We start from the raw sequence: 24,561 nt of genomic DNA, 5'->3' as shown, positions 1-24,561 counted from the left end.
CGCGCCGCCCGTGCCAGGCTGTTCCTCGTGCGAACCCGGATCGTCTGGCCCCTGGTGGCCGCCGCCCTGCTCGGCGGATGCGCGGGCACCCAAGCCACGCCCGCCCAGCCCGAACAGCTCACCGTCCAGGTGCTCGGAACGCTGCCGCACGACTCGACCGCCTTCACCGAAGGACTCGAGTACTCCGGCACGACGCTGTACGAGAGCCGCGGGCTCGAAGGCAAGTCCGCGCTCACCGCGGGACCGGCAGGCGGAACACCAGCCAAACAGGTGACGGTGCCGTCGCCGTTGTTCGCCGAGGGCATCACCGTGCTCGGGCCGAAGCTGTGGCAGCTGACCTGGCGCGACGGGATCGCGATCGAACGCGACTCCCAGACGCTCGCCGAACTGCGGCGCGTGCACTACGACGGCGAGGGCTGGGGACTGTGCCATCAGCCCAGTGGACGGCTGGTGATGAGCAACGGGTCGTCGATGCTCACCTTCCGCGACCCGCAAACGTTTGCGGTCACCGGTTCCGTCGACGTCGGCCAGGACCAGCTGAACGAACTGGAGTGCGTCGGCGACACCGTTTACGCGAACGTCTGGCAGACCGGAACCATTCTGCGCATCGACGCCGGCACCGGACGGATCACCGCGAAGATCGACGCCGGCAAGCTCCGCACGCCGTCCCGGCCCGGCGAGGACGTGCTGAACGGCATCGCCGCGATCCCGGGCACGGACGAATTCCTGCTGACCGGGAAGCTGTGGCCGACGTCGTTCCGCGTGAAGTTCGTCCCGGAAAATCAGCGAACCGGCACGTGAGCGGGCGGTACGTGACCTCGATGAGGCAGGATTGAACCGTGGCCCTCTTCAGCTCGCGCTCCGGTTCCGACAGCCCCCTCGGCGGGCAGTCGGGCAAAGGCCGTGGGAAGAAGAAGCGCCGCTGGACTCCCGAGCCCGGCGCGGCGCAGGCCCGCTCGTGGCGCGACACCCCGCCGACCCGGGTCGATCAGGCCGTTGACCAGCGCGTTCGCCAGGCTCCGCCGGAGTACGCGCCGGAACCGCCGCGGGCCCGGCCGGAGCGCATCCAGCCCGAACCTCCGCGCGCACGCCCGGCCGAACCGCGAACCGAGCACGTCGATCAGCGCCCTCCCCGCGGTTATCCCGGACGGCCGGAGCCGCGCAGCGCGTTCTACGACGACGCGCCGCCGTTCCCGCCGAACGCCGAGGAAGCGCCCACCGGCGCTGTCCCGATGGGACACCGTCCGCCGCCGCCCCCGCGCGGCGCCCGGCCGTACCCGCCGCGCGACCACCGCACCGAGCCCGTCCACCCGCGGCCGTACGACGACCGTCCCGGCAGCGCCGGCTACGAGCACTACGACACCGGCGGCTACGCGGGCGAGCCACGCGTCGAAGACGAGCAGGACGAGGCCTTCAACACCACCGCCGTCCCCGGCGCCGGGTCGGTTCCGAAACTGCCGAAGAAGCTCACCGTCACGCGGGTCGCCGCGCTGCGCAGCCGTCAGCTGAGCGGACAGGCGATCGGCGCGTTCCAGCGCGCCACCAAGGCAGACGGCGCGGACAAGTCCGGTCTCACCTCGCTGATGTACGCGGTGATGCTGAACTACGCCAGCGACGCGGCGATGGCGATCGCGCTGGCGAACACGCTGTTCTTCGCCGCGACCAGCGGCGAGAGCAAGGGCAAGGTCGCGCTGTACCTGCTGATCACGATCGCGCCGTTCGCGCTCGTCGCACCGGTGATCGGCCCAGCGCTGGACCGGATCCAGCGCGGCCGCCGGCTCGCGATGTGCGTCTCGTCGATCGGCCAGGGCCTGATGGCCGTGGTGATGGCACTGCACTTCGACGACTGGCTGCTGTACCCGGCGGCGCTCGGGATGATGGTGCTGTCGAAGTCGTTCACCGTGCTGAAGGCGGCGGTCACGCCGCGCGTGGTGCCGCCGGAGATCACGCTGTCGAAGACCAACGCGCGGATCACCGTCTTCGGCCTGATCGCGGGCGGCGTGTTCGGCGCGCTGGCCAGCGGGGTGAGCAGCCTCTCCAACTCCTCGGGCGCACTGTGGTTCACCGCGGTGATCTGCGTGGCCGCGGCCGTGCAGTCGATGCGGATCCCGTCGTGGGTCGAGGTGACCGAGGGCGAGGTCCCGACGTCGCTGTCCGCGCGGCCGGAGCCGAAGCAGAAGCGGCAGCGCCAGCCGATGGGACGGCACATCGTCGTTGCCTTGTGGGGCAACGGTTCCGTCCGCGTGCTGACCGGCTTCCTGATGATGTTCGCCGCCTTCGCGGTGAAGGCGCAGACCGAACACGCCGGGCACAGCCCGTTCGTCCAGTTGCTGTTGCTGGGCATCATCGGCGCGGCGGCGGGCGTCGGCGGATTCGTCGGCAACGCACTGGGTTCGCGGCTGCACTTCGGTTCGGCGGACCAGGTGATCGTTGCCTGCGTGGCGGCGTGTGTCGTGACGACGCTGATCGCGACGCTGCTGCCCGGCCTCGCCACAGCGGCGATCGTCGGCCTCATCGGCGCGACCGCCAGCGCGCTGGCGAAGATCAGCCTCGACGCGGTGATCCAGGAGGACCTGCCGGAGCAGTCGCGCGCCTCGGCGTTCGGGCGTTCCGAGACGGTGCTGCAGCTGTCGTGGTGCATGGGCGGCGCGGTCGGACTGCTGCTGCCGCCGACGTACTGGATCGGCTTCCTGGTCGTCACGCTCCTGCTGGCGGTCGGCCTGACGCAGACGTTCCTGGTGCAGCGCGGCGGTTCGCTGCTGCCCGGCCTCGGCGGAAATCGCCCATTGCGCCCGGAGCCGACCGGCAGCTTCCCCGCCCAGGGGCCCGCGCGAGGCCGCCGGTAATCTCGGGCCATGCGACGTTCCCGGGTGGTGGCCGTGCTCGCGGCCGGTGGTTTCGCGGTGGCCGGCTGTTCCGCGCCGGGCCCGGCCGAGGTGACTTTCTACGCCGACGGGCACACGATCAACGTCGCCCCGATCGGCAACTGCGACATCAAGTCCGGCGTCTGCGCGGCCAACCCCGGCGCGACCGGCAAGCTCAAGGTGCGGCCGGGCCGCTCGGTGCAGATCTCGGTGCCGAAGGAGATCGCCGAGACGCCGTGGAAGGTCACCGTGCAGTACGTGAACGGCAAGGGCGAGCCCCAGCCGCTCAAGGAGGACATCATCACCTCCCGCGACCGCTACGCCTACACCGCGACGCCGCCCGCGAAGGACGACCAGATCGTGGTGGTCGAGATCGCACAGGCATCGGTGATCAGCCGCACCGGCGACCCGAACGACGCGGAAGCCGTCACGACGGCGCTGTGGTCGCTGCAGGTCCAGCCTGCCTGATCCGGCCAAAAGCCGTGAAGGGCTCCGCGCGGGGAGATTCCCGTACGGAGCCCTTCACTGTTTTCAAGCGGTGGCGTGATTGATCACGGGTCGAGGTCGCGCGCGACCGCCCGCATGATCTCCGCGATCTGCTTGGTGTTCTTGCGATCCGGGTACCGGTTGCGCCGCAGGTCCGGCTGGACCTTCAGCTCCAGCAGCTTGATCATGTCCTCGACGAGGCCGTGCAGCTCCTCCGCGGGCCGGCGGCGCGCCTCGGCGACCGACGGCGGCGGGTCCAGCAGCCGGACGGAGAGCGCCTGCGGTCCGCGCCTGCCGTCGGCCACGCCGAACTCGAGCCGCTGCCCGGCTTTCAGGCCCTCCACGCCGTGGGGCAGCGCGGCCTTGCGGATGTAGACGTCCGCACCGCCGTCTTGCGTGACGAAGCCGAACCCCTTCTCCGCGTCGTACCACTTGACCTTGCCGGTCGGCACTTCCCTCACCAGTCCTTCTGCTGTGCAGGTCACGACGAACGCGCCCCGAGCGATCTCGAGGCGCGCGTCCGATAAGCGTATCTCGCCACAGGCGCTGGGGAGAAGCGGATAGTCCCGTTACTCTCACCCCATGGAGAACGCAGCGAAACAGACCGGCAAACCGATCCTCATGCGGCTCGGCATCGGCCTGTTCGCCATCGGCATGCTCGCCGTGGCGACAGTGTTCGTGCTGTTCGCCGCCGGACTCGAGAACCTGCCGGTGTGGCTCAGCGCGGCCGCCGGCGTGATCACCCCGCTCGGACTGCTGCTCGGGCTGATCGCGCTGATCCAGGAAGCCCGCGCCGGAAAACACGGCTGACCAGCGGTTACACCGCTGTCTCCACGAACGTCCCGGCGAACCACCCGGGGAACTCGACCAGCGAGTCGAACACCACGTCCGCGCCCTCGGCGGCCAATTCCTCGCGGCTGCACGGCCCGGTCGCCACGGCCACGGACATCGCGTTGGCCGCTCGCGCGCCCCGTACGTCGCCGAGGTGATCGCCGACGTACGCCCGTGCCTCGTGTTCCAGCAGGGCCGCCGCCTTCTGCGTGGACCACAGCTCGCCCACCAGCGCGTCGACCTTCATGCCCAGCGCGTCGAGGTGCATCTGCGCGTTGGGGCCGTACTTCCCGGTGACCACGACGGTCCGCCCGCCTGCCGCCCGGACCGCCTCCAGCGCCTCGACCGCGCCGGGCAGCGCGACCGTGCTCGGCACGACCGTCTCCGGGTACAGGTCGCGGAACTGCCAGATCAGCTCGGGAATCCGGTCCTCGGGCGCGCCGAAATCGCGCAGCGCCTGATCGAGCGGCGGCCCGAGGTTCGAGGCGAACGCCTCCCCGTCGAACGTCAGCCCGGACTTCTTGCCCAGCGCGTTCATCGCCGCGACCATGCCCGGCCGCGGGTCGATCAATGTCATGTCGAGGTCGAACCCCACCGTGATGCCCACGTCCCACACGGTAGCTGTCCGGACCGACAGTTCCGGACGGTCCGCTGTACACGTGCACCATCCAGGTAAAGGTTCTTGACACAGATTCAGTCTGTGTCAAGCTGACGGTGTGACCAGCTTCACCGAGCGGACCAAGGCGACACTTCGCGAAACGCTGCTCGACGCGGCCGCGGACCTGCTCCCCGATCGCGGCCACCAGGGCCTCCGGATGGCCGACGTGGCCGCGAAAGCCGGGGTCAGCAGGCAGACGGTCTACAACGAGTTCGGCAGCAAGGCGGCGCTCACGCAGGCCGTCGCGCTGCGCGTCGCGGCGGAGTTCCTCGACGGCATCCGCTGCCGGTTCGAGGACGCCGAGAGTTTGCTCACGGGCATCCGCGGCGCGGTCGTCTACACGATCGAACACGCCAGGGAGAACCGGCTGATCGCGGCGGCGCTCGGCACCGAGGCGGGCGAGGACCTGCTCCCCCTGCTGACCTCGCGCGGCGAACCGATCCTCACCGCGTCGGCCGAGCTCGCGGCGCAGCAGTACCTCGCGCTCGAACCCCGGCTCACCCAGGAAGCCGCCGCGCTGCTCGCCGAAACGGTGGTCCGGCTGTCGCTCAGCCACCTGGTGCTGCCGACGCATTCCGCGTCCGAGGCCGCCGAGTCGGTCCTCGCGGTGATCGCCCCCGCCATCGACCAATTCGTCCACAATGGAGTGAAACGAGAGGGCCAGACATGACCGAGACGCTTCCGGAGCTGCGCAGCGGATTCTCGTCCCTGCGCAAGGGCGGGCTGAACTGGGACTCGTTCCCGTTGCGGCTGTTCGTCAAGGGCAACAAGAAGTTCTGGAACCCGGCGGACCTCGATTTCAGCAAGGAACGCGAGGGCTGGGAAAGCCTGACGCCCGAGCAGCAGCGCTCGACCACCTACCTCGTCGCGCAGTTCATCGCGGGCGAGGAGGCGGTGACCGAGGACATCCAGCCGTTCATGCGCGCGATGTCCTCGACCGGCCGGTTCGGCGACGAGATGTACCTGACGCAGTTCTGTTTCGAGGAGGCCAAGCACGTCGAGGTTTTCCGGCGCTGGATGGACGCCGTCGGACTGGACGACGACCTGCATTCCTACGTCGCGGAAAACCCGCACTACCGCAAGCTTTTCTACGAGGAACTGCCGCAGTCGCTGCGCGCGCTGGAGGACGATCCCAGCCCGCTCAACCAGATCCGCGCGAGCGTGACGTACAACCACGTGATCGAAGGCAGCCTCGCGCTCACCGGGTACTACTCGTGGCAGCTGATCTGCACGCAGAACCAGATCCTGCCGGGAATGCAGGAACTGGTGCGCCGCATCGGCGACGACGAACGCCGCCACATGGCGTGGGGCACGTTCACCTGCCGCCGGCACGTCGCCGCGGACGACGCGATGTGGGACGCCGTGCAGGAACGCATGGGCGAACTGCTGCCGCACGCGCTCGGCATGATCCAGTGGGTGCAGGACCAATTCGAGGAAGTCCCGTTCGACAACGACCCCGAGGAATTGATCCAGTACGCCGCCGATCGCACCCAGCGCCGCCTCGGCGCGATCGAATCCGCGCGGGGCACGCCGGTCGAGCAGATCGACCTCGACTACTCGCCCGAGCAGCTCGAGGAGACCTTCGGCGAGGAGGACGAAAAAGCCCTCGCCGAAGCCGCCGCGGCCGCTTCCGCCTGACGCGAACCGGCGGCCGTCCACATCGGACGGCCGCCGGTTTCAGCTCACGCGTGCTTCTGCGACGCCGCCTGCTCCAACCCCAGCAATGTCACCGACTGCTGGCGCATTTCGACCTTGCGCACCTTCCCGGTCACCGTCATCGGGAATTCCTCGACCACGTGGATGTAGCGCGGGATCTTGTAATGCGCCAGCTTGCCCTGGCAGAACTCGCGCACCGCTTCCGTGGTCAGCGGCTGCGCGCCCTCGCGCATCCGGATCCAGGCCATCAATTCCTCGCCGTACTTGACGTCCGGCACGCCGATCACCTGCGCGTCCAGCACGTCCGGATGCGTGTAGAGGAATTCCTCGATCTCGCGCGGGTAGATGTTCTCGCCGCCGCGGATCACCATGTCCTTGATCCGGCCGGTGATGTTGATATATCCCTCGTCGTCCATGATCGCGAGGTCGCCGGTGTGCATCCAGCGCGCGGCGTCGATCGCCTCGGCGGTCTTTTCCGGTTCCTCCCAATAGCCGAGCATCACCGAATAGCCGCGGGTGCACAATTCGCCAGGCGTGCCGCGCGGCACGGTCAGCCCGGTTTCCGGATCGACCACTTTGGACTCCAGATGCGGACCGACCCGGCCGACCGTGGACACCCGGCGCTCCACCGAATCGTCCGCGCGGGTCTGCGTGGACACCGGCGACGTCTCGGTCATGCCGTAGCAAATGGACACCTCGGTCATCCCCATCCGGTCGATGACCTGCTTCATCACCTCGACCGGGCACGGCGATCCGGCCATGATGCCGGTGCGCAGCGAGCCGAGGTCGAACGTCTCGAACTCGGGGTGGTTCAGCTCGGCGATGAACATCGTCGGCACGCCGTACAGCGACGTGCAGCGTTCGGCGGCGACCGCGGCGAGCGTGGCCTTCGGGTCGAACGCCGGGGCCGGGATGACCATGCACGAACCGTGGCTGGTGCACGCGAGGTTGCCCATCACCATGCCGAAGCAGTGGTAGAAGGGCACCGGGATGCAGACCCGGTCCTCCTCGGTGTAATTGCACAGCTCGCCGACGAAATAGCCGTTGTTGAGGATGTTGTGGTGGCTGAGGGTCGCGCCCTTGGGGAAACCGGTGGTGCCGCTCGTGTACTGGATGTTGATCGGGTCGTCCGCGGACAGTCCCGCCTGCAACTGCGCGAGCCGCTCCGCGTCGCCGCTTCGGCCGGACTCCATCAGGTCGGTCCACGACGAGGTGCCGAGCAGCACGACCGCTTCCAGTCCGGGACAGTTCGGCCGCACCTCCTCGATCATCGCCCCGTAGTCGGACGTCTTGAACTTGTCCGCGGCCACGAGCATCCGGATGCCCGCCTGGTTGAGCACGTACTGCAGTTCGTGCGAGCGGTAGGCCGGGTTGATGTTGACCAGGATCGCGCCGATCTTCGCCGTCGCGTACTGGAGGAACGTCCATTCCGCCCGGTTCGGCGACCAGATGCCGACGCGATCGCCCTTGCCGATGCCCGACGCCAGCAGCCCGTGCGCGAGGGTGTCGACCTCGGCGGCGAGTTCGCGGTAGGTCCAGCGGGCGCCTGCCTCGCGGTCGACGAGCGCGTCCCGGTCGCCGAACGCGGCCACCGTGCGGTCGAAATTGTCCCCGATCGTGTCGCCGAGCAGGGGGACGCTGGAGGTCCCGGAGGCGTAACTCGGCAGTGCAGGCGCGTCAGGCATCGGTGCCTCCCGTGGCGGTCTTCGTCGACGAGCCCGAGTCTAAGCTCGATTTCGGACCTTTCCGCCACCCTAGTTATGGGGTGCGCTCGCACGAGCGGCTGATGGTCGTGCGCGTTCCGCTACCCTCGGTGCGGGTTGTTTCGTGCACGAGGGGACTGGGACGTTGCCAGAGGAATTCTCCCTGGGCTGGACCGAGACCGACGTGGCGGTGCGGCGCACCGGGCTGCCCGCGTCGTGGCATCCGTTCGAGATCCGCAGCGCGGGCGCGACGATGACCGAGCACAACCGGCTGGCCGAGGAGGCGTGGACCGCGCTGCGCGGCCGGGGGCTGGCCGACGCGGAGAAACTCGACCGCGATGTCGAAGCGACCCTGCGCGCGTGGACGAGGCCGGACGTGCTGATCATCGTGCGCGCGGCCGAACTGCCGTCCGGGACCGTGCTGTACCGGGCGTGCATCGGCGAGGGCCTCGGCGTGTTCTCGGAGCAGGTCGACGACGGGCTTCGCTTCCAGCAGGTCCGGCCGGAGCGGCTGGTGGATCTGGTGCTGAGCATGTTCCCGCCCTATCCGGCGCTGCCCGTCTCCCCGGTCGCGATCACCCAGGGCCCGCCGCCGAAACGCAACGCCGCGGCGCCCGCGCCGTCGCGCCAGGATCGCGACGCGCTGGCCGGGTACTCGCAATGGCCGCTGCACCGGCACGGAACCGTGGAACTTTCGCTGCGGCCAGGACAAGGCACTCTCCGCCCAGTCTCGACCGCGACGTTCGTGGACACCGACGGCGGGCGGTACCTGACGTTCTCGGAACCGTTGCCCGACGGCGGGTTCCGGCTGCATTTCACCCCGTCGACGGGCGCGCACCTGCGGACGTGGCTGCTGGAGACGATCGAAGAGGGCGTGCGCTGAGAATTCAGGGCTAATCCCCGATGCCCTGCCCCCGTGCGGCAGGGCAAGATCGGCTCCATGCAATTCCACCTAGTCGACGCCTTCACCGACCAGGCGTTCGCCGGCAATCCGGCGGGCGTCGTCGTGCTCGAGCAACCCGCAGACGCCGAGTGGATGCAACAGGTCGCGGCGGAGATGAAGCACTCCGAGACCGCGTTCGTGGTCGCCGCCGGCGAGGGCGCGAAATCCCTGCGCTGGTTCACCCCGACCGACGAGGTCTCGCTCTGCGGGCACGCCACCATCGCGGTCACGCATGTCCTTGGCGGGCACCAGGTTTACGACACCCTCAGCGGCAGGCTCACCTGTACCAAGGCCGACGGCTGGATCGAGATGGACTTCCCCGCCGACCCGCCCGTCGAGACCGGCGAAGACCTCTCCCGCATCATCGACCTGCCGGCGAAGTTCACCGGACGGGCGCGCGAGAACCTCTTCGTGGAGCTCGAAAGCGTCGAAGCGGTCCGCCAGGCACAGCCGGACCTCGACGCCCTGCGCGCCACCTGGACCGGACGGCTGATCATCACCGCGGCAGGCGACGACTTCGTCAGCCGGTTCTTCGGCCCCGGAGTAGGCGTCGACGAGGACCCGGTCACCGGTTCCGCGCACTGCTCGCTGGCCCCGTACTGGACGCGGAAACTGGGCAAGAACGCCCTCGTCGGTCACCAGATCTCCGCCCGCGGCGGAACCGTGCGCACCGAAGTCCGCGACGACCGCGTGCTGCTGCGCGGCCAGGCCGTCACCGTAGTGAGCGGGGAGTTGTACGTCTGATGCGACTGATCCTCAACGTGATCTGGCTCGTCCTCGCCGGTTTCTGGATGGCGCTGGGCTACCTGTTCGCCGGAGTCATCTGCTGCGTCCTAATCGTCACGATCCCGTTCGGCATCGCGTCGTTCCGGATCGCGAACTACGCGCTGTGGCCCTTCGGCCGCACGGTCGTCGACCGCCGCGAAGCCGGGGTCGGCTCGTTCGTCGGCAACGTGATCTGGTTCCTGGTCGCCGGGCTGTGGCTCAGCATCGGCCACCTGATCACCGGGGCCCTGCAGTGCCTGACGATCATCGGCATCCCGCTGGGCCTGGCGAACTTCAAGATGATCCCGATCTCGCTGATGCCGCTCGGCAAGGAGATCGTCGACTCCTGAGGCCCGTCCTCGTTTGACCTGCCGCGAGGCGAACCGGCCAGTTCGGTTCGCCTCGCGGCCTCTCCACAGGTCCTACCGACAAATAATTTTGGCTTGACAACTCAAACCATCGGCAGCAAGCTGTGCCGCATGACAAGCGCACGCAAGCTGATCCTCGGTTTCTACGTCTCGCTCGACGGCAAGAGCGCTGACGCCGACAACGGCATCCGGGACGTCATGATGTCCATCGACGACCCCGAGCAGGAGAAATACTTCGTCGACCAGCTATGGGAGGCCGGGGCCTTCCTCATGGGCCGCAACACTTACGAAGCCATGGCGGGCTTCTGGCCCACCTCGGACCACCCCTCGGCCAAGGCGATGAACGCGATCCCCAAGGTCGCGTTCTCGAGAACGCTCACCAGCGCGGACTGGGCCGAGACCCGGATCGCCAGCGGCGACCTCGCGGAGGAGATCGCCCAGCTCAAGGCCGAACCCGGCAAGGATCTCGTCGCCGCGGGCGGCACCGAATTCCTGCACTCGCTGATCAAGCTCGGCGTCGTGGACGAGTACCGGCTCTGGGTGCTCCCCGCCGTCACCGGCAAGGGCGCGGCGCTGTTCCCGGAACTCGGCGAAGCCCGGCGATTGCGGCTGGTGAAGAGCACCGCCTTCCCGTCCGGGATCCTCGAACTGCGGTACGCGGCCAGCTAGTCCTCAGGCTCGAAGGGCAGCTTCACCACGAGGCACGGACCGCCGACGAACAGGCCGCCGTCGATGCCCAGCGCTTTCCCTCCGGCGTAGAGGTACGGGCCTTCGATCTGCGTCGGGTGGATGCCGAGCTGGTCGGCGATCACGCTGTGCCCGTGCACGATCCGCGAGCCGCCCAGTGCGTTGAGCAGCCGGTCGGCGTTCTCCTCGCCGTCCGGGCCGCGGAAGGCGTACCGGGTGGTCATCCGCCGCCACACGTCCCACCAGGCCTCGATGTTGCTGCCGGAGAGGATGTCGTGCGCGGTGGCGTTGATCGAGTCGAGGTCCTCGCCCCAGTCGAGGTACTCGAGGGTGTCCGAGTGCAGCAGCAGGTGGTCCTCGTCGACCGCGACGAGCGGGCGTTCGGTGAGCCACTCGATGTGCTCGGGGGTGAGCCGGTCCTGGTCCGACAGCAGGCCGCCGTTGATCTCCCAGCTGCGCGCGAAACTGCGCGGCCCGAAGTCGGACGGCACCGGGCGGTCGCCGAAGTGGTACATCCCGAGCAGCAGGATCTCGTGGTTGCCGAGCAGCATCTGCACCGAGCCGCCCGCCTCCGCCGCCTGCTCCTGCAGCTCGCGCACGAGGTCGATCACCCCGACGCCGTCCGGGCCGCGGTCGGTGAAGTCGCCGAGGAACCACAAGCGGTCGTCGACGCCGGCCCACTTGCCGTCGCTGTCGACCAGGCCCTCGGCGCGCAGTGCGTCAACCAGGGCGTCCCGGTGCCCGTGGACGTCGCCCACCACATAGACGCTCATCGTTCGACGATATGCCCTGATCCCGGGCGGTGGGCGGTCAGCCTTCGCCGAACGGGTCGAGCGTTCGCCCGATCAGGTCGGCGACCGAGCCGATCACCTTCGTCGGCCGGTACGGGTAGTTCTCCACCGATTCCTCGTTCGAGATGCCGGTGAGCACCAGAATGGTCTGCAGTCCGGCCTCGATCCCGGAGTGCACGTCGGTGTCCATCCGGTCGCCGATCATGAGCGTCGACTCCGAATGCGCGCCCAGCCGGCGCAGCGCGGACCGCATCATCAGCGGGTTCGGCTTGCCGACGTAGTACGGCGAGCGGCCGGTGGCCCGCTCGATCAGCGCGGCGACGGACCCGGTGGCAGGCATCGAGCCCTCGACGCTCGGGCCGGTCGCGTCCGGGTTGGTCGCGATGAACTTCGCGCCGCCCTCGATCAGCCGGATCGCGCGGGTGATCGCGCTGAAGCTGTACGTGCGGGTCTCGCCGAGCACGACGTAGTCCGGGTCGCGTTCGGTCAGCACGTAGCCGACCTCGTGCAGCGCCGTGGTGAGCCCGGCCTCGCCGATCACGAACGCCGAGCCGTTCGGCCGCTGCGACGCGAGGAACTTCGCGGTCGCCAGCGCCGAGGTCCAGATCGACTCCTCGGGGATGTCCAGACCGGTGCGCAGCAGCCGCGCCCGCAAGTCGCGCGGGGTGTAGATCGAGTTATTGGTGAGCACCAAAAAGTCGATATCGTTGTTCCGCAGTTCGTCGAGGAACTCGTCCGCCCCCGGGACGAGGTGTTCCTCCCTGACCAGCACACCGTCCATGTCGGAGAGATACGTCCACCGGCCTTCGCTCATGCGCGAAAACCTATCACGCGCGCGAGACGCCTGCGGCATACGACGAAAACGGCTACAGTGGAAATTGCCGGTAACGCGAGGGGAGTCGCGAGGCCGGTTACCGAGGGGGTTCAGGGGAATCTTTTCCGTAAGCTCCGGCGTATTCGCCGTGGCGCAATTCTTCCTGCCCCTTGTCTTGAAGGGGGAACAACCTGATGACAGAAATTGTCGACCGGCCCGCCGCCGCGGCCCCGATCACCGGGCCGAACTGGGGGCTCACCAAGTTCCTTGACCCGCTGCCGGTTCCGCCGGTGCTGCGGCCGCCGTGGTGGGGACAGGACATGATCACCATTCCGATGGTGGCGAAGCGGCAACGGCTGCACTCGCAATTGCCGCCGAGTACATTGTGGACTTATGCCGGACATTTCCCGGGCCCGACAATCGAAGTGCGCAGCGGCAAACAACTGCGGATTTCGTGGTCGAACGAAATAGAGGGCGAGTTCCCGTTGGTCGCCGTGCAAGGACCGGTGGGCGACGCACCGACCACCCGCCCCGGCCGCGAGCTCGACCGGCCCGGCTACTCGATCGTCGACGGCGTCGCGGACCTGCCCGCCTGGACCGTCGTTCACCTGCACGGCGCGCGCACCAACGCGAGCAACGACGGATGGGCGCACAACGCCGGCCTCCGGGGCACTTCGCAGCTCGCCGAGTACCAGAACCGGCAGCAGGCCATGCCGCTCTGGTACCACGACCACGCCATGGCGATAACCCGGTTCAACGTCCACACCGGCCTTGCCGGGCTGTACCTGATCCGCGACGACGAGGAGGACGAGCTCGACCTGCCCGGCGGCGATCGCGAACTGCCGCTGATCCTGACCGACCGCAACCTCGACACCGACCCGGCGACCGGAGCGCTCACCGGGCAATTGCTGTACAAGTTCCCGTACGTGCCGAACGGGCCGATGATCCCGTTCTCCGGTCCGTTCACGCTGGTCAACGGCGTGATCTGGCCGCACCTCGACGTCAGCGCACGGTGGTACCGCTTCCGGCTGCTCAACGCGGCCAACGAACGGTTCTTCACGCTGAACCTGGTCGACGAGAACAACGTGCCGCGGAACGACGCCGTCCGCCTGATCGGCACCGACGGCGGGTTGCTGCCCGCTCCCGCGCCGCTGCCGTCCGGCGGGCTGACCGTCGCGCCGGCCGAACGGTTCGACGTGCTGATCGACTTCAGCCGGTTCCAGGGGCAGAAACTCAAGCTGCGCAACGCCGATCCCAACCTCGGCGGGGTCGAACCGGACGTCATGGAGTTCCGGGTGGAAAGCCGCGCGCGGCACGATTCGTTCGAGCTGCCCGAAAAGCTCTCGTCGTCGTACGTCCGGATCAAGCACGGTTCGACGCTGCCGGAGGACCACGACCACGTCTGGGTCGCGCTGCTGCTCAACGCGAGCGGGCATCCGGAGATGTGGGACCTCGAACAGGTCGACGCCGATCCGGGCGGCAAGGGCATCATCCAGATCAACGACCCGGCGGGCGGGCTGAAGACGTTCCGGATGATCGGGCGGCTCTTCGACGACACCACCGGCATCTTCATCGACCACGGCAAATGGGCGGTGTGGAACATCGTGCACGTCGCGAACGGCGGGCCCGCGCATCCGTTCCACATCCACCTGACCGAATTCCAGGCGCTCTTCCGCCGCAGCTTCACCACGACGTTCGACCCGGCCGCCGAGCGCACTTCCCGGCCGATCGACGGGTTCGCGGAAGTCCCGCTGGAGAAGTACGAGGAGGGGTGGAAGGACACGATCATCGTGAACCCCGGGCAGTGGGTGAGCGTCGCCGGCCAGTTCAGCGGCGGCACCGGCGAGTTCATGTACCACTGCCACATCCTCGACCACGAGGACGAGGGCATGATGCGACCGTTCGTCGTCCACCCGCCCGAGGTGGCGAAGTTCCACGTCCACCCCGGCGGCGGCCACCACCACGGCGGCTGAGCGGGATCGCTTGCGCCCCAATGCCGCATTGGGTGCATCTGACGCATCCAATGCGGCGTTCGGTGCATCCCACGCACCCAATGTGGCATTGGGGTTTCTCAATAGCGGGCACAGCGGCCGCGGTGCACGAAGTTGCCCTTGGCCGATGGGGGCGGTGCGCCAAGGCGAACGTCCGTGAGGGGAACCCTCACGGAATCAGATTCCGTCAGGGTTCCCCTCACAGACATCAGCGGGAGCGAAGAACCGAAACCACGCGGGGGAAGCGAGGCTCAGGAAGCCGCAGCCGGGTGTACCGCCACAGTCGCGGCCTTCACCGACAGCGCCACCGCCGAACCGGGTTCCAGCGCCAGTTCGGCCACCGCCGCCGGGGTGAGGTCGGCGGTCAGGCCGTGTGCCCAGCCGCTGCCCTCGGTCCGGACTCGGATCACCGGTCCGTGCGGTTCCAGGGCCGCCACGACGGCGTCGGTCGTGTTGCGCGGACTGCCGTGGTGGTCGCCGTCGTGCGGGTAGACCGCGACCGCGTTCGGTGCGAACACCGCGACCGCCGCCTCGCCCACCACGGTGTCCGGCGTCAGCAAACCCGTCACCACTTCGCCGGACGGCGTGCGCAATCCGTCGTCCACCGCCACTCCGGACACCAGGTTCAGCCCGGCGATCCGCGCGGTGAACGGCGTCCGCGGCGCGGCCAGCACCTCACGCGTCGGGCCGCGTTCCACGATCCGGCCGCCGTTCATCACCGCCACGTGATCGGCAAGAGCCAACGCGTCCAGCGGGTCGTGCGTGACCAGCACGGTCGTCGGGCCGTCGCGCAGCACTCGGCGCAGCAAGCCGCGGATCGCCGGGGCCGAGTCCACGTCGAGCGCGGCGAACGGTTCGTCCAGCAACAGCAGGTCCGGCGCGGAAGCCAGCGCCCGGGCAATCGCCACCCGCTGCTGCTGCCCGCCGGACAGCTGGCTCGGCCGCCGGTTCGCGAACTCCGCCGCGTCCACTTCGGCCAGCCACCGCGAGGCGATCGCCCGCGTTTCCGCCCGGCTGGCACCGGTCGAGCGCGGCGAGAACGCGACGTTGTCCATTGCGGACAGATGCGGGAACAACAGCGCGTCTTGGGACAGCAGGCCGATCCGCCGTTCGTGCGGCGGCAAGTCGACGCCGTTCCCGGCCAGCCGCCGGTCGGCGAGCGTGACGTCGGCCGACGTCACCGGCAGCAGACCGGCGAGGCTGCCGAGCACAGTGGACTTCCCGGAACCGTTGGGCCCGAGCAGCGCGAGCACGGAGCCGCCGGGCACGGTGAACTCGACGTCGAGCGAGAACTCGCCGCGGCTCAACGCCAGCTTCGCCGACAGGGTCACCGCAGCCCGCCTTCCCACGACCGCGGCCGGGCGAGCGCGATGACCAGGATCGCGACCACGATGAGCAGCAACGCGAGCGCGACCGCGCTGTCGATGTCGACTTCGGCCTGCGTGTAGACCTCGAGCGGCAGCGTCCGGGTCACGCCTTCCAAACTGCCCGCGAACGTGATGGTCGCGCCGAACTCGCCCAGCGCGCGAGCGAAGCTCAGCACGACGCCGGAACCCAGCGCGGGCAGCAGCAACGGCAGCGTCACCCGGCGGAACACCGTCCACGGGCGCGCGCCGAGCGTCGAGGCGACCTGTTCGTAGCGGTCGCCGGAGCCGCGCAGCGCGCCTTCCAGGCTGACGACGAGGAACGGCATCGCCACGAACGTCTGCGCGATGACGACCGCGGCCGTCGTGAACGGCACCTGTTCGCCGGTCAGCCAGTTGATCAGGATGCCGAGGAAACCCTTGCGCCCCAGCAGGTACAGCAGGGCAAGGCCGCCGACCACCGGCGGCAGCACGAGCGGAAGCAGCACCACCGAACGCAGCATCCGCACGCCCGGCACCCGGGAGCGGGCCAGCACGATCGCCAGCGGAACACCGAGCACCACACAGGCCACTGTGGACAGTGCGGCGGTCGTCAGCGACAGCCGGAGCGCGTTCAGCGACGACGACGTGACCAGCAGCGACGGCAGCCGGGTCAGATCGGACCGCACGAGCAGGCCGACGACCGGCAGCACCACGAGCGCGAGCGCGACGACGGCGGGGAACCAGAGGATCAGCGGAACCCGGGCGTGCGGCGGCCGCGTCTCGGCCGCCGCGCCCGCCTTACTTGCCAGGGCCAAAGCCGATCTTGGCCAGTTCGGCCTTGCCCTGCTCCCCGAGGACGAAGTCGGTGAACTGCTTCGCCAGCGCCGCCTGCGGAGCGTTCTTGACGGCCGCGATCGGGTACTGGTTCACCGCGCCCGAGGACTCCGGGAAGTCGACCTTGTCCACTTTGCCCGCCGCCGACGTCGCGTCGGTGACGTACACCAGCCCGGCGTCGGCGTCGCCCGACTGGACCTTGGCCAGCACCTGCTTGACGTTCGTCTCCTCGCTCACCGGCTTGAGCGTGGTCTTGGTGGCCTGTTCGACCTTCTGCGTGGCCGAACCGCACGGCACCTGCTGCGCGCACACGACCACGTTCAGGCCCGGCTTGGTCAGGTCGGCGAAGGTCTTGATGCCCTTCGGGTTGCCCTTGGCCACGGCGATCGCGAGCTTGTTGGTGGCGAAGACCGTCGGCTGGCCGTCGATCACGCCGTCCTGCACGGCCTTGTCCATGTTCTTCTGGTCAGCCGACGCGAACACGTCGGCCTTGGCCCCGTTGTCCAGCTTCTGCACGAGCGCGGACGAACCCTCGTAGTCGAAGACGACCTTGACGCCCGGGTGCGCGGCCTCGAACTGCTTGCCGAGCACGTTGAAGGATTCGGTGAGCGAGGCCGCGGCGAACACCGTCAGCGTGCCGCCTCCCGGAGCGGGCGCGGACGCGGAGCCCGCACCCGGGTTCGAGCTGGGCTGGTCGCCGGAGCTGCAGGCACTGGCGAACAACGCGGTCGCCGCCGCGGCGACGAGGGCGAGCTTCTTCATCGGGATCCTTCCGGGGTTTCCACCACGACGGTGGTCGCCTTGACCACGGCGACCGCGAGCACGCCCGGGCGCAGCCCGAGTTCGCGGACCGCCTCGGTGCTCATCAGTGACACGACTCGGTGCGCCCCGCACTGCAGTTCGACCTGTGCCATCACCTTGTCGGCGACGACCTCGGTGACGAGTCCGACGAAGCGATTGCGGGCGGAGCGGCCGACCGCCGACGGGTCGTCCGGTTCGCTGGCTTGGGCCCGGGCGAACCCGGCGAGCTGAGCGCCGTCGACGACCTTGCGGCCGGCGGCGTCGTCCGTCGCGGTCAACTGACCCGCGCGAACCCACCGGCGGACGGTGTCGTCGCTTACGCCGAGCAGCCGAGCGGCCTCGGACAACCGAAATTGCGGCATGGCCGGAACATTATCCCCGCAGATGCGGAAAAGCTATGCGGGATGCGCATTTTCGCGTAACGCTTCGAGCATTGCGAACTGATAACGCCCGAGGACTTTCCGTTCTGCGGAAGTGAACTCCGCGAGCACCCCGGCAAGACGCCGCGCGACCCGCGCGGAGATCGCGTCGAGGCGTTCGCGGCCGGCCTCGGTGATCGTCACGAGCACCCTCCGGCGGTCGGCCCGGTCGCGTTCGCGGAGCACCAGACCGGACTTCTCCAGCCGGTCGAGCACGCCGGTCACCGCACCCGTCGACAGGCCGGTGAGCTGCCCGATTCGGCCCGGGGTAAGGGAATCGGCGGTCTGCCCGGCGAGTTCGAGCGCCTGCAGTTCGGTCGCCGAGAGCCCCTCGAGGGCGGCGTCGCGGGCGTGCCGGAGGACGACGTGCGTGCGCAGCTGAGCCGCCAGCGCGGCGAAGTGAGTCAGCTCACTATTCGTCTCAGCGGTGCTCACCGAGTGCCTCCACATCGGAACCGAGGGTGGTTTTCCAGCTTTTCGCAAGCCTGCCTTTTCAGGCCGCGCAAGCTATCCTGAGCGTAATGACAGCAGTACATCTCGGGTTTCCTCGCGTCCCCGGCAACCGAGGCCCGTCCGGCACGCCCCGGCCCGAGCACCCCGGTCTCGTCGATTCCTTCGGCCGCGTCGCGACCGACCTGCGGGTCTCCCTCACCGACCGGTGCAATCTGCGCTGCACGTACTGCATGCCGGCCGAGGGCCTCGACTGGATGCCGAGCGAGCAGGTGCTCTCCGACGACGAACTGGTCCGGCTCATGCGGATCGCGGTCGAGATGCTCGGCGGCACCGACATCCGGCTGACCGGCGGCGAACCGCTGCTGCGCCCGGGACTGGAAGGCATCATCGAGCGGATCACCGCGCTCGAGCCCCGTCCCCGGGTGTCCATGACCACCAACGGGATCGGGCTGGCCAAACGCGCCCCCGGCCTCGTCGCGGCCGGGCTCGACCGGATCAACGTGTCGCTGGACACCATCGACCGCGAGCGCTTCGCCGAACTGACCCGCCGCGACCGGCTGCCGCACGTGCTGGCCGGCCTCGCCGCCGCCCGCGACGCCGGGCTGTCGCCGGTCAAGATCAACTCCGTGCTGATGCGCGGGTACAACGAGCACGAGGCGGTCCCGCTGCTGCGGTTCGCCCTCGAAGAGGGCTACCACCTGCGGTTCATCGAGCAGATGCCGCTGGACGCGCAGCACGGCTGGAACCGCCGAGACATGATCACCGCCGAGGAGATCCTCGCGATGCTCGGCGAGGCCTTCACCCTGTCCCCGTTCCCGGCCCCGCGCGGCGGCGCGCCCGCCGAGCGCTGGCTGGTCGACGGCGGACCGGGCGACGTGGGCGTGATCGCGTCGGTGACCAGGCCGTTCTGCTCCGCCTGCGAGCGCACCCGGCTGACCGCCGACGGCGCCGTCCGCTCCTGCCTCTTCTCGAACGACGAGACGGACCTGCGCGCCCTCGTGCGCGCGGGCGCGCGCGATGAGGAGGTGGCGGACGCGTGGCGCGACACGATGTGGCGCAAGCTCGCGGGCCACGAGATCAACGAGGCCGGCTTCGCGCAGCCGATCCGGCCGATGAGCGCGATCGGCGGTTGAGCCCATGACCTCTCCCACGGCGCCTTCTTCCCCGGTGACGGTTGTCGTCCGGTACTTCGCCTCGGCGCGGGCCGCGGCGGGCACCGAGGAGGAGAAGGTGGAGCTGGCGGCGGGCGCGACGGTGGCGGACGCCGTCCAGGCGCTGCGCGAGCTGCACCCCGGGCAACTTTCTCGCGTTCTCGACGCGGCGAGCTTCCTGGTCAACGAGGTGGCGGTCCGCGATCGCGGCCGCGCGCTCGGTGACGGCTCCTACCTGGACGTCCTCCCGCCGTTCGCCGGCGGATGACCGACCGGAAAGGCCCCGTTCACGCGGCTGAGCGCCGCGTGCACGGCCGGAGCGGCGGTTTCCGGCCGATTGGTCCGGACCACGGCGAATGGCGGCACTGGCGCGCTGAGCGGTCGGCACGCTTTATCCCTACTCTCCGAAGCGTTTCGCTCACGGCGTATTTCCGCAGCTCAAAGAACCACTCGGCGGGCAGTGGCCGACCGTTGACGAGTGGTTTAGAGTGCCCTCCCTTATCTGCCGCGAATGGCCCCTTGACGCGTTATCGACGTGACCCAAGCCTCACGATCCGTGAAATATCTCGGCAAGAAAACGGGCAGATAACGACGCTCTGACCTGCGGGAACAGGCGGATCGAGACAGGTTGCGTGCCGTTACTGTGACGTAGGTCACACCCCGAATGATTTCCGATCACGCCGCGAATTACGTACCGTCGCTTTTCGGTTGGCCCCGACCGACCAAGCAACACCGGGAATCCGTAGCGCCCAGCTCTGTCCAACGGATCCCCGGACCCATACCCCGAGCGAAAGCATTTCCGGACAGAGACGAGGGGACGAAGACGGCGCGTCGTGCGACGTCCGCGTCAGCCGCCCGGCAACGGACGGACGGGCTCCCAACCCGACCCGCAGCATCGAGCTCGTAGGCGCAGGAATCGAGAAGTTTTCAGATGTCTTACCGAGGCAAGCACCGCAAGATGTCCGCCGCCACCCGCACCATTGCCCGTGTCGCAGTCGCGGGTATCGCGGTCGGCGCCCCCCTCGCGATCGCCGCGACCCCCGCGTCGGCGACCAACTGGGACGCCATCGCGCAGTGCGAGAGCGGCGGCAACTGGAGCACCAACACCGGAAACGGCTACTACGGTGGCCTCCAGTTCACCCAGAGCACCTGGAAGGCCTACGGCGGCACCGGCAGCCCGCAGGGCGCGTCGCGTGAGCAGCAGATCGCCGTCGCCGAGCGCGTCATGCAGGGCCAGGGCCCGGGCGCGTGGCCGGTGTGCAGCAAGAAGGCCGGCAGCTCGGCCTCCGCGCACAAGGCGACCCCGAAGAAGAGCACCGCCAAGAAGGCGACCCCGAAGAGCGTTGCCCCGAAGAAGGTCACCCAGCCGGTGGCCGCGCTGGTGGCGAACTCCAACCCGAACGGCGACTACACCGTCAAGGCTGGCGACACGCTCTCGAAGATCGCCAAGGAGCACAACATCCAGGGCGGCTACCAGAAGCTGCAGGACCTGAACAAGCAGTACGTGTCGAACGCGAACTTCATCGTGGTCGGCCAGAAGCTCGCCACCAAGTGAACCCTGGCCTCCTCGTGAGGCTGGTTCCGGCGCAGCATCTGCTGTGACAGAACGCCCGAAGGGCCCCACCGCGTCAATCCCCTGGCGGTGGGGCCCTTCGTCGTGTCCGGGCTCGTGAGTGGCGGTGCCGGTGAGAACCGACATCGCCGCGCACGAGGTGGTCAGGGAGAGTTGACCCATTCGTCGGTGCCGTCGGTGAAGTGCTGGTGCTTCCACACCGGAAGCCGCGCCTTCACCTCGTCCACCAGCTCCGCGCACGCCGTGAACGCCTGACCGCGGTGCTCGGCGGCGACCGCGCAGGCAAGCGCGACGTCGCCGATCGCCAACGCGCCGACCCGATGGCTCACCGCCACCGCCCGCACGCCCTTCCAGCGCGCCGCCAGGTCGTTGACCACCTCGGCGAGCACGTCGCGGGCCGTCGGGTGGCCTTCGTAAGTCAGATCGCGCACGCCCTTGCCGCCGTCGTGGTCGCGGACCACGCCGGAGAAAGTGACCACCGCACCCGCCGCGTCGTCCTCCACCAGTTGCGCGTGTTCCTCGACCGACAGCGGCTGGTCGCTCACGTCCGCGCGCAGAATCCGGACCGCCGGACCGGACGGCGCCGCCTCGCGCGGGTGGTCGCCACCGGCGAGCTGGTCCACCGCGTGGTCGAGAATGTCCGTCAGGACCCGCAGACCGTCCTTCACGCCGCCGCTCGACCCCGGAAGGTTCACCACGAGGGTCCGGCCCGCGACTCCGGCCACGCCGCGCGAGAGCACCGCGGTAGGCACCTTCGGCAGCCCGGCCGCCCGGATCGCGTCCGCGACGCCAGGCAGCTCGTAATCCAGCACCGCGCGGGTGACGTCCGGGGTCCGGTCGGTCGGCGAGATGCCGGTGCCGCCAGTCGTGAGGATCACCTGGACGCCGTCGGACACCGCGGCCCGCAGCGCGCCGCCCACCGGGTCGCCGTCCTCGACGACGACCGGCGGCGGCACGTCGTAGCCCCGCTCGGCCAGCCAGGCGACGAGCACCGGGCCGGTCTTGTCCTCGTAGACGCCTCGCGCGGCGCGGTTCGACGCGACGATGACGCGCGCGGTCTTGGTCATGGCCGCTCCCAGGTCCCGGTCTTGCCGCCGTCCTTGCGGATCAGCCGCACGTTGTCGAGCGTCGCGGCCGGGTCGACAGCCTTGATCATGTCGTGCAGGGTCAGCCCGGCGACCGCGACGGCGGTGAGCGCCTCCATCTCGACCCCGGTGACGTCCTTGGTCTTGGCCGTCGCGCTGATGTGCACGGCGGTCTCGGCCAGTTCGAACTCCACCTTGACCCCGGACAGCGCGATCTGATGGCACAACGGGATCAGCTCGGGCACCCGCTTGGCGCCCATGATCCCGGCGATCCGCGCGGTCGCCAGCGCGTCGCCCTTGGGAAGGCCGTTGGCCGAAAGCAGGCCGACGACCTCCGCCGTGGTGTGGACGGTCCCGCCGGCCAGCGCGGTGCGCGCGGACGCGGTCTTGCCGGAAACGTCGACCATCCGGGCGGCCCCGGACTCGTCGACGTGGCTGAGTTCACTCACGCCCGCGAGGCTACTGCGCAACTTCGCCCAAAGTCCGTGAAGGGCTCCTTGAGGGAATCTGATTCCCTCAAGGAGCCCTTCACGGACGGAGCGAGTTATTGCCCGCGTTCGGCGCGGACTGCGTTGCGCACCGCTTCCGCGACCGCCGGGGCGACCGCGCTGTCGAACACGCTCGGCACGATGAACGACGCGTTGAGCTTGCCGTTGTCCACCACGTCGGCGATCGCGTCGGAGGCGGCCAGCAGCATGTTGTCGTCGATGTTGTGCGCGGCGGCGTCGAGCAGGCCGCGGAAGACGCCAGGGAACGCCAGGACGTTGTTGATCTGGTTGGGGAAGTCGCTGCGGCCGGTGGCGACGACCGCGGCGTGCTTCTGCGCCTCCAGCGGGTCGATCTCCGGGTCCGGGTTGGCCAGCGCGAAGACGACGGCGTCGTCGTTCATCGTGGCGACCTGCTCCGCGCCGAAGAGGTTCGGGGCCGAGACGCCGATGAAGACGTCCGCGCCGACCAGCGCGTCGTGCAGGGTGCCGGACTTGCCGTCCTTGTTGGTGTGCTCGGCGATCCAGGTCAGGTTGTCGTCGAGGTTGCCGCGGTCGGGGTAGACGATGCCGTCGATGTCGGCGGCCACGATGTCGCCCGGGTTCTTGCGCAGCAGCAGGCGGATGATCGCGGAGCCGGCCGCGCCGACGCCGCTGACCACGATCTTGCAGTCCTCGATGTTCTTCCCGACCACGCGCAGCGCGTTGCGCAGCGCGGCGACCACGACGATCGCGGTGCCGTGCTGGTCGTCGTGGAAGACCGGGATGTCCAGCTGCTCGCGCAGCCGCTTCTCGATCTCGAAGCAGCGCGGCGCGGCGATGTCCTCGAGGTTGATGCCCGCGTACACCGGCGCGAGCGCCTTCGCGATCATGATGATCTCTTCGGTGTCCTGGGTGTCCAGGCAGACCGGCCACGCGTCGACGCCGGCGAACTTCTTGAACAGCGCCGCCTTGCCCTCCATCACCGGCAGCGCGGCGGCCGGGCCGATGTTGCCGAGGCCGAGCACGGCGGAACCGTCGGTGAGCACCGCGACGGTGTTGCGCTTGATGGTCAGCCGGCGCGCGTCCTCGGGGTTCGCGGCGATCGCCTGGCACACGCGGGCGACGCCCGGGGTGTACGCGCGGGAGAGGTCGTCACGGTTGCGGAGCGCGACCTTGGGGCTGACCTCGATCTTGCCGCCGAGGTGGATCAGGAACGTCCGGTCCGAGACCTTGCGCACCTGGACGCCGGGCAGCGAGTCGAGCGCCTGCGTGATGTCCTGCGCGTGGTTTTCCGAGAGCGCGTTGGCGCTGATGTCGACGACGATCGAGTCCGCGTGCGATTCGACGACGTCGAACGCCGTCAGCACGCCGCCGACGCGGCCGACCGCGGTGGTGAGATCACCCGCGGCCGTTGACGAGGCCGGGGCCTCGACCCGGACGGTGATCGAATACCCGGGACCGGGAACCGGCATGACACGTACTCCCCGCAGGTGGTGTGGGTTCGGACGGCTCGAATCTAGTCCGGTGACCCGCGCCACCACACCCCAACCAGGTGACTGACCAGTAACTTCAGGTTCGGGGGCGCCGCCGGTGCGGCGCTCCCGAACGCGGTCCGCAGGTCAGCGGTTGATCTCGGTCTCCGGGTGCACGTACGGCACCTGCTCGAGCGGGAAGGCCAGGTCGCCGAACGGCGAAAGCGCTCCCTGCCGGTCCGAGGACAGCTCGGTGACCGGGTGCTCGCCCGGTTCGCCCGGCCACGTCGGGTCGATGCCCTTGCTCTGCTTGTCGCCCTTCGCCACTGCTTCCTCCGAGGCCCTCGTCCGGCAAACTCGCACACAGTCTGCCCGAACACCGGTCGTGCGCGCGCACCCGCCC

Annotated in this window: 28 protein-coding genes; 14 read left to right on the top strand and 14 right to left on the bottom strand. The window is 69.2% G+C overall.

Annotation, left to right across the window (positions count from 1 at the left end):
• Positions 1-27: 27 nt before the first annotated feature.
• From DMP23_RS38315 to DMP23_RS38305, 3 genes are read left to right on the top strand one after another with little or no spacing between them, the layout of a single operon-like run.
• On the top strand, positions 28-801 hold the full coding sequence (locus tag DMP23_RS38315) for a glutaminyl-peptide cyclotransferase (RefSeq protein ID WP_238604070.1): 774 nt from the start codon (positions 28-30) through the stop codon (positions 799-801).
• A gap of 38 nt (positions 802-839) precedes the next feature.
• Positions 840-2,846, top strand: a complete 2,007-nt coding sequence (locus tag DMP23_RS38310; protein WP_238604069.1) for an MFS transporter — start codon at positions 840-842, stop codon at positions 2,844-2,846.
• Positions 2,847-2,855: 9 nt separating this feature from the next.
• Complete coding sequence (locus DMP23_RS38305; RefSeq protein WP_037807782.1) at positions 2,856-3,332, top strand: DUF2771 family protein; 477 nt, start codon at positions 2,856-2,858, stop codon at positions 3,330-3,332.
• Positions 3,333-3,415: 83 nt separating this feature from the next.
• Here DMP23_RS38305 and DMP23_RS38300 read toward each other — a convergent pair whose 3' ends face one another.
• Complete coding sequence (locus DMP23_RS38300; RefSeq protein ID WP_037718500.1) at positions 3,416-3,802, bottom strand: cold-shock protein; 387 nt, start codon at positions 3,800-3,802, stop codon at positions 3,416-3,418.
• A gap of 130 nt (positions 3,803-3,932) precedes the next feature.
• Here DMP23_RS38300 and DMP23_RS38295 point away from each other — a divergent pair, with 130 nt between their 5' ends.
• Positions 3,933-4,160, top strand: a complete 228-nt coding sequence (locus DMP23_RS38295; protein ID WP_037807785.1) for a hypothetical protein — start codon at positions 3,933-3,935, stop codon at positions 4,158-4,160.
• A 7-nt stretch (positions 4,161-4,167) separates the two neighbouring features.
• Here the strand turns inward: DMP23_RS38295 and DMP23_RS38290 are convergent, their stop codons facing one another.
• A complete protein-coding gene (locus DMP23_RS38290; protein WP_337823911.1) occupies positions 4,168-4,788 on the bottom strand; it encodes an HAD family hydrolase in 621 nt (206 codons plus the stop codon).
• A gap of 109 nt (positions 4,789-4,897) precedes the next feature.
• Between DMP23_RS38290 and DMP23_RS38285 the strand changes: the two genes are divergently transcribed.
• Together DMP23_RS38285 and DMP23_RS38280 are read left to right on the top strand one after the other, a co-directional pair.
• Positions 4,898-5,509 (top strand): TetR/AcrR family transcriptional regulator, encoded by a 612-nt coding sequence (locus tag DMP23_RS38285; RefSeq protein ID WP_337823910.1) that lies wholly within the window; start codon positions 4,898-4,900, stop codon positions 5,507-5,509.
• On the top strand, positions 5,506-6,477 hold the full coding sequence (locus DMP23_RS38280) for a R2-like ligand-binding oxidase (RefSeq protein ID WP_337823909.1): 972 nt from the start codon (positions 5,506-5,508) through the stop codon (positions 6,475-6,477). Before DMP23_RS38285 ends, DMP23_RS38280 begins: the two co-directional genes overlap by 4 nt.
• Positions 6,478-6,521: 44 nt before the next feature.
• Here the strand turns inward: DMP23_RS38280 and DMP23_RS38275 are convergent, their stop codons facing one another.
• The gene (locus DMP23_RS38275; RefSeq protein WP_337823908.1) at positions 6,522-8,180 is read right to left on the bottom strand and encodes an AMP-binding protein; all 1,659 of its coding nucleotides are present in this window, start codon (positions 8,178-8,180) and stop codon (positions 6,522-6,524) included.
• A gap of 142 nt (positions 8,181-8,322) precedes the next feature.
• Here DMP23_RS38275 and DMP23_RS38270 point away from each other — a divergent pair, with 142 nt between their 5' ends.
• The 4 genes from DMP23_RS38270 (at position 8,323) to DMP23_RS38255 (ending at position 10,943) form a co-directional block, all read left to right on the top strand.
• Entirely contained in the window at positions 8,323-9,081 is a 759-nt protein-coding gene (locus DMP23_RS38270) for an ESX secretion-associated protein EspG (protein WP_134661878.1), read from the top strand.
• 57 nt (positions 9,082-9,138) lie between these two features.
• Positions 9,139-9,885: a PhzF family phenazine biosynthesis protein gene (locus tag DMP23_RS38265; protein ID WP_337823907.1), complete on the top strand. Its 747-nt coding sequence runs from the start codon at positions 9,139-9,141 to the stop codon at positions 9,883-9,885.
• Entirely contained in the window at positions 9,885-10,256 is a 372-nt protein-coding gene (locus DMP23_RS38260) for a YccF domain-containing protein (RefSeq protein WP_037807799.1), read from the top strand. Before DMP23_RS38265 ends, DMP23_RS38260 begins: the two co-directional genes overlap by 1 nt.
• Positions 10,257-10,385: 129 nt before the next feature.
• Positions 10,386-10,943 (top strand): dihydrofolate reductase family protein, encoded by a 558-nt coding sequence (locus tag DMP23_RS38255; RefSeq protein WP_337823906.1) that lies wholly within the window; start codon positions 10,386-10,388, stop codon positions 10,941-10,943.
• Here DMP23_RS38255 and DMP23_RS38250 read toward each other — a convergent pair.
• Entirely contained in the window at positions 10,940-11,734 is a 795-nt protein-coding gene (locus tag DMP23_RS38250) for a metallophosphoesterase (RefSeq protein WP_037807802.1), read from the bottom strand. The genes DMP23_RS38255 and DMP23_RS38250 overlap by 4 nt on opposite strands.
• A gap of 37 nt (positions 11,735-11,771) precedes the next feature.
• Positions 11,772-12,566, bottom strand: coding sequence for an HAD-IIA family hydrolase (locus tag DMP23_RS38245; RefSeq protein WP_043827306.1), 795 nt, complete (start codon positions 12,564-12,566; stop codon positions 11,772-11,774).
• A gap of 194 nt (positions 12,567-12,760) precedes the next feature.
• Here DMP23_RS38245 and DMP23_RS38240 point away from each other — a divergent pair, with 194 nt between their 5' ends.
• Entirely contained in the window at positions 12,761-14,539 is a 1,779-nt protein-coding gene (locus tag DMP23_RS38240) for a multicopper oxidase domain-containing protein (protein WP_337823905.1), read from the top strand.
• A 269-nt stretch (positions 14,540-14,808) separates the two neighbouring features.
• Here the strand turns inward: DMP23_RS38240 and DMP23_RS38235 are convergent, their stop codons facing one another.
• Genes DMP23_RS38235 through DMP23_RS38215 form a run of 5 tightly spaced genes read right to left on the bottom strand, consistent with a single transcriptional unit; the run spans position 14,809 to position 18,392 of the window.
• Positions 14,809-15,888: a sulfate/molybdate ABC transporter ATP-binding protein gene (locus DMP23_RS38235; RefSeq protein ID WP_337823904.1), complete on the bottom strand. Its 1,080-nt coding sequence runs from the start codon at positions 15,886-15,888 to the stop codon at positions 14,809-14,811.
• Entirely contained in the window at positions 15,885-16,652 is a 768-nt protein-coding gene (locus DMP23_RS38230) for an ABC transporter permease (RefSeq protein WP_037809276.1), read from the bottom strand. Before DMP23_RS38230 ends, DMP23_RS38235 begins: the two co-directional genes overlap by 4 nt.
• A 49-nt stretch (positions 16,653-16,701) precedes the next feature.
• Positions 16,702-17,499, bottom strand: a complete 798-nt coding sequence (gene modA / locus DMP23_RS38225; RefSeq protein WP_337823903.1) for a molybdate ABC transporter substrate-binding protein — start codon at positions 17,497-17,499, stop codon at positions 16,702-16,704.
• Entirely contained in the window at positions 17,496-17,900 is a 405-nt protein-coding gene (locus DMP23_RS38220; protein ID WP_009083933.1) for a TOBE domain-containing protein, read from the bottom strand. Before DMP23_RS38220 ends, modA begins: the two co-directional genes overlap by 4 nt.
• Before the next feature lie 33 nt (positions 17,901-17,933).
• Positions 17,934-18,392: a MarR family winged helix-turn-helix transcriptional regulator gene (locus DMP23_RS38215; protein ID WP_240691552.1), complete on the bottom strand. Its 459-nt coding sequence runs from the start codon at positions 18,390-18,392 to the stop codon at positions 17,934-17,936.
• 86 nt (positions 18,393-18,478) lie between these two features.
• Between DMP23_RS38215 and moaA the strand changes: the two genes are divergently transcribed.
• The 3 genes from moaA to DMP23_RS38200 all read left to right on the top strand — a co-directional run bounded on the left by moaA (position 18,479) and on the right by DMP23_RS38200 (position 21,116).
• Positions 18,479-19,543, top strand: coding sequence for a GTP 3',8-cyclase MoaA (moaA, locus tag DMP23_RS38210; protein ID WP_337823902.1), 1,065 nt, complete (start codon positions 18,479-18,481; stop codon positions 19,541-19,543).
• Between the two features lie 4 nt (positions 19,544-19,547).
• On the top strand, positions 19,548-19,829 hold the full coding sequence (locus tag DMP23_RS38205; RefSeq protein ID WP_043827301.1) for a MoaD/ThiS family protein: 282 nt from the start codon (positions 19,548-19,550) through the stop codon (positions 19,827-19,829).
• A 663-nt stretch (positions 19,830-20,492) separates the two neighbouring features.
• Positions 20,493-21,116, top strand: a complete 624-nt coding sequence (locus DMP23_RS38200; protein WP_037807815.1) for a LysM peptidoglycan-binding domain-containing protein — start codon at positions 20,493-20,495, stop codon at positions 21,114-21,116.
• 161 nt (positions 21,117-21,277) lie between these two features.
• On the opposite strand, the gene DMP23_RS38195 is transcribed toward DMP23_RS38200, so the two are convergent.
• The 4 genes from DMP23_RS38195 to DMP23_RS38180 form a co-directional block, all read right to left on the bottom strand.
• Positions 21,278-22,201 carry a molybdenum cofactor biosynthesis protein MoaE gene (locus DMP23_RS38195; protein WP_037807819.1) on the bottom strand — a complete coding sequence of 308 codons (924 nt, stop codon included), beginning with the start codon at positions 22,199-22,201 and terminating at the stop codon, positions 21,278-21,280.
• Positions 22,198-22,668 (bottom strand): cyclic pyranopterin monophosphate synthase MoaC, encoded by a 471-nt coding sequence (gene moaC, locus DMP23_RS38190; protein WP_037807821.1) that lies wholly within the window; start codon positions 22,666-22,668, stop codon positions 22,198-22,200. Before moaC ends, DMP23_RS38195 begins: the two co-directional genes overlap by 4 nt.
• A gap of 95 nt (positions 22,669-22,763) precedes the next feature.
• Positions 22,764-24,158: an NAD-dependent malic enzyme gene (locus DMP23_RS38185; RefSeq protein WP_037807825.1), complete on the bottom strand. Its 1,395-nt coding sequence runs from the start codon at positions 24,156-24,158 to the stop codon at positions 22,764-22,766.
• A 147-nt stretch (positions 24,159-24,305) separates the two neighbouring features.
• On the bottom strand, positions 24,306-24,485 hold the full coding sequence (locus DMP23_RS38180; protein ID WP_037807827.1) for a hypothetical protein: 180 nt from the start codon (positions 24,483-24,485) through the stop codon (positions 24,306-24,308).
• Positions 24,486-24,561 lie beyond the last annotated feature (76 nt).

Origin of the sequence: Amycolatopsis sp. A1MSW2902, assembly GCF_017312175.1 — a bacterium.
GTDB classification, from domain to species: domain Bacteria; phylum Actinomycetota; class Actinomycetes; order Mycobacteriales; family Pseudonocardiaceae; genus Amycolatopsis; species Amycolatopsis nivea.
The sequence above is the reverse complement of the archived record's forward strand: the minus strand, read 5'-3'. Positions and strand labels throughout refer to the sequence as shown.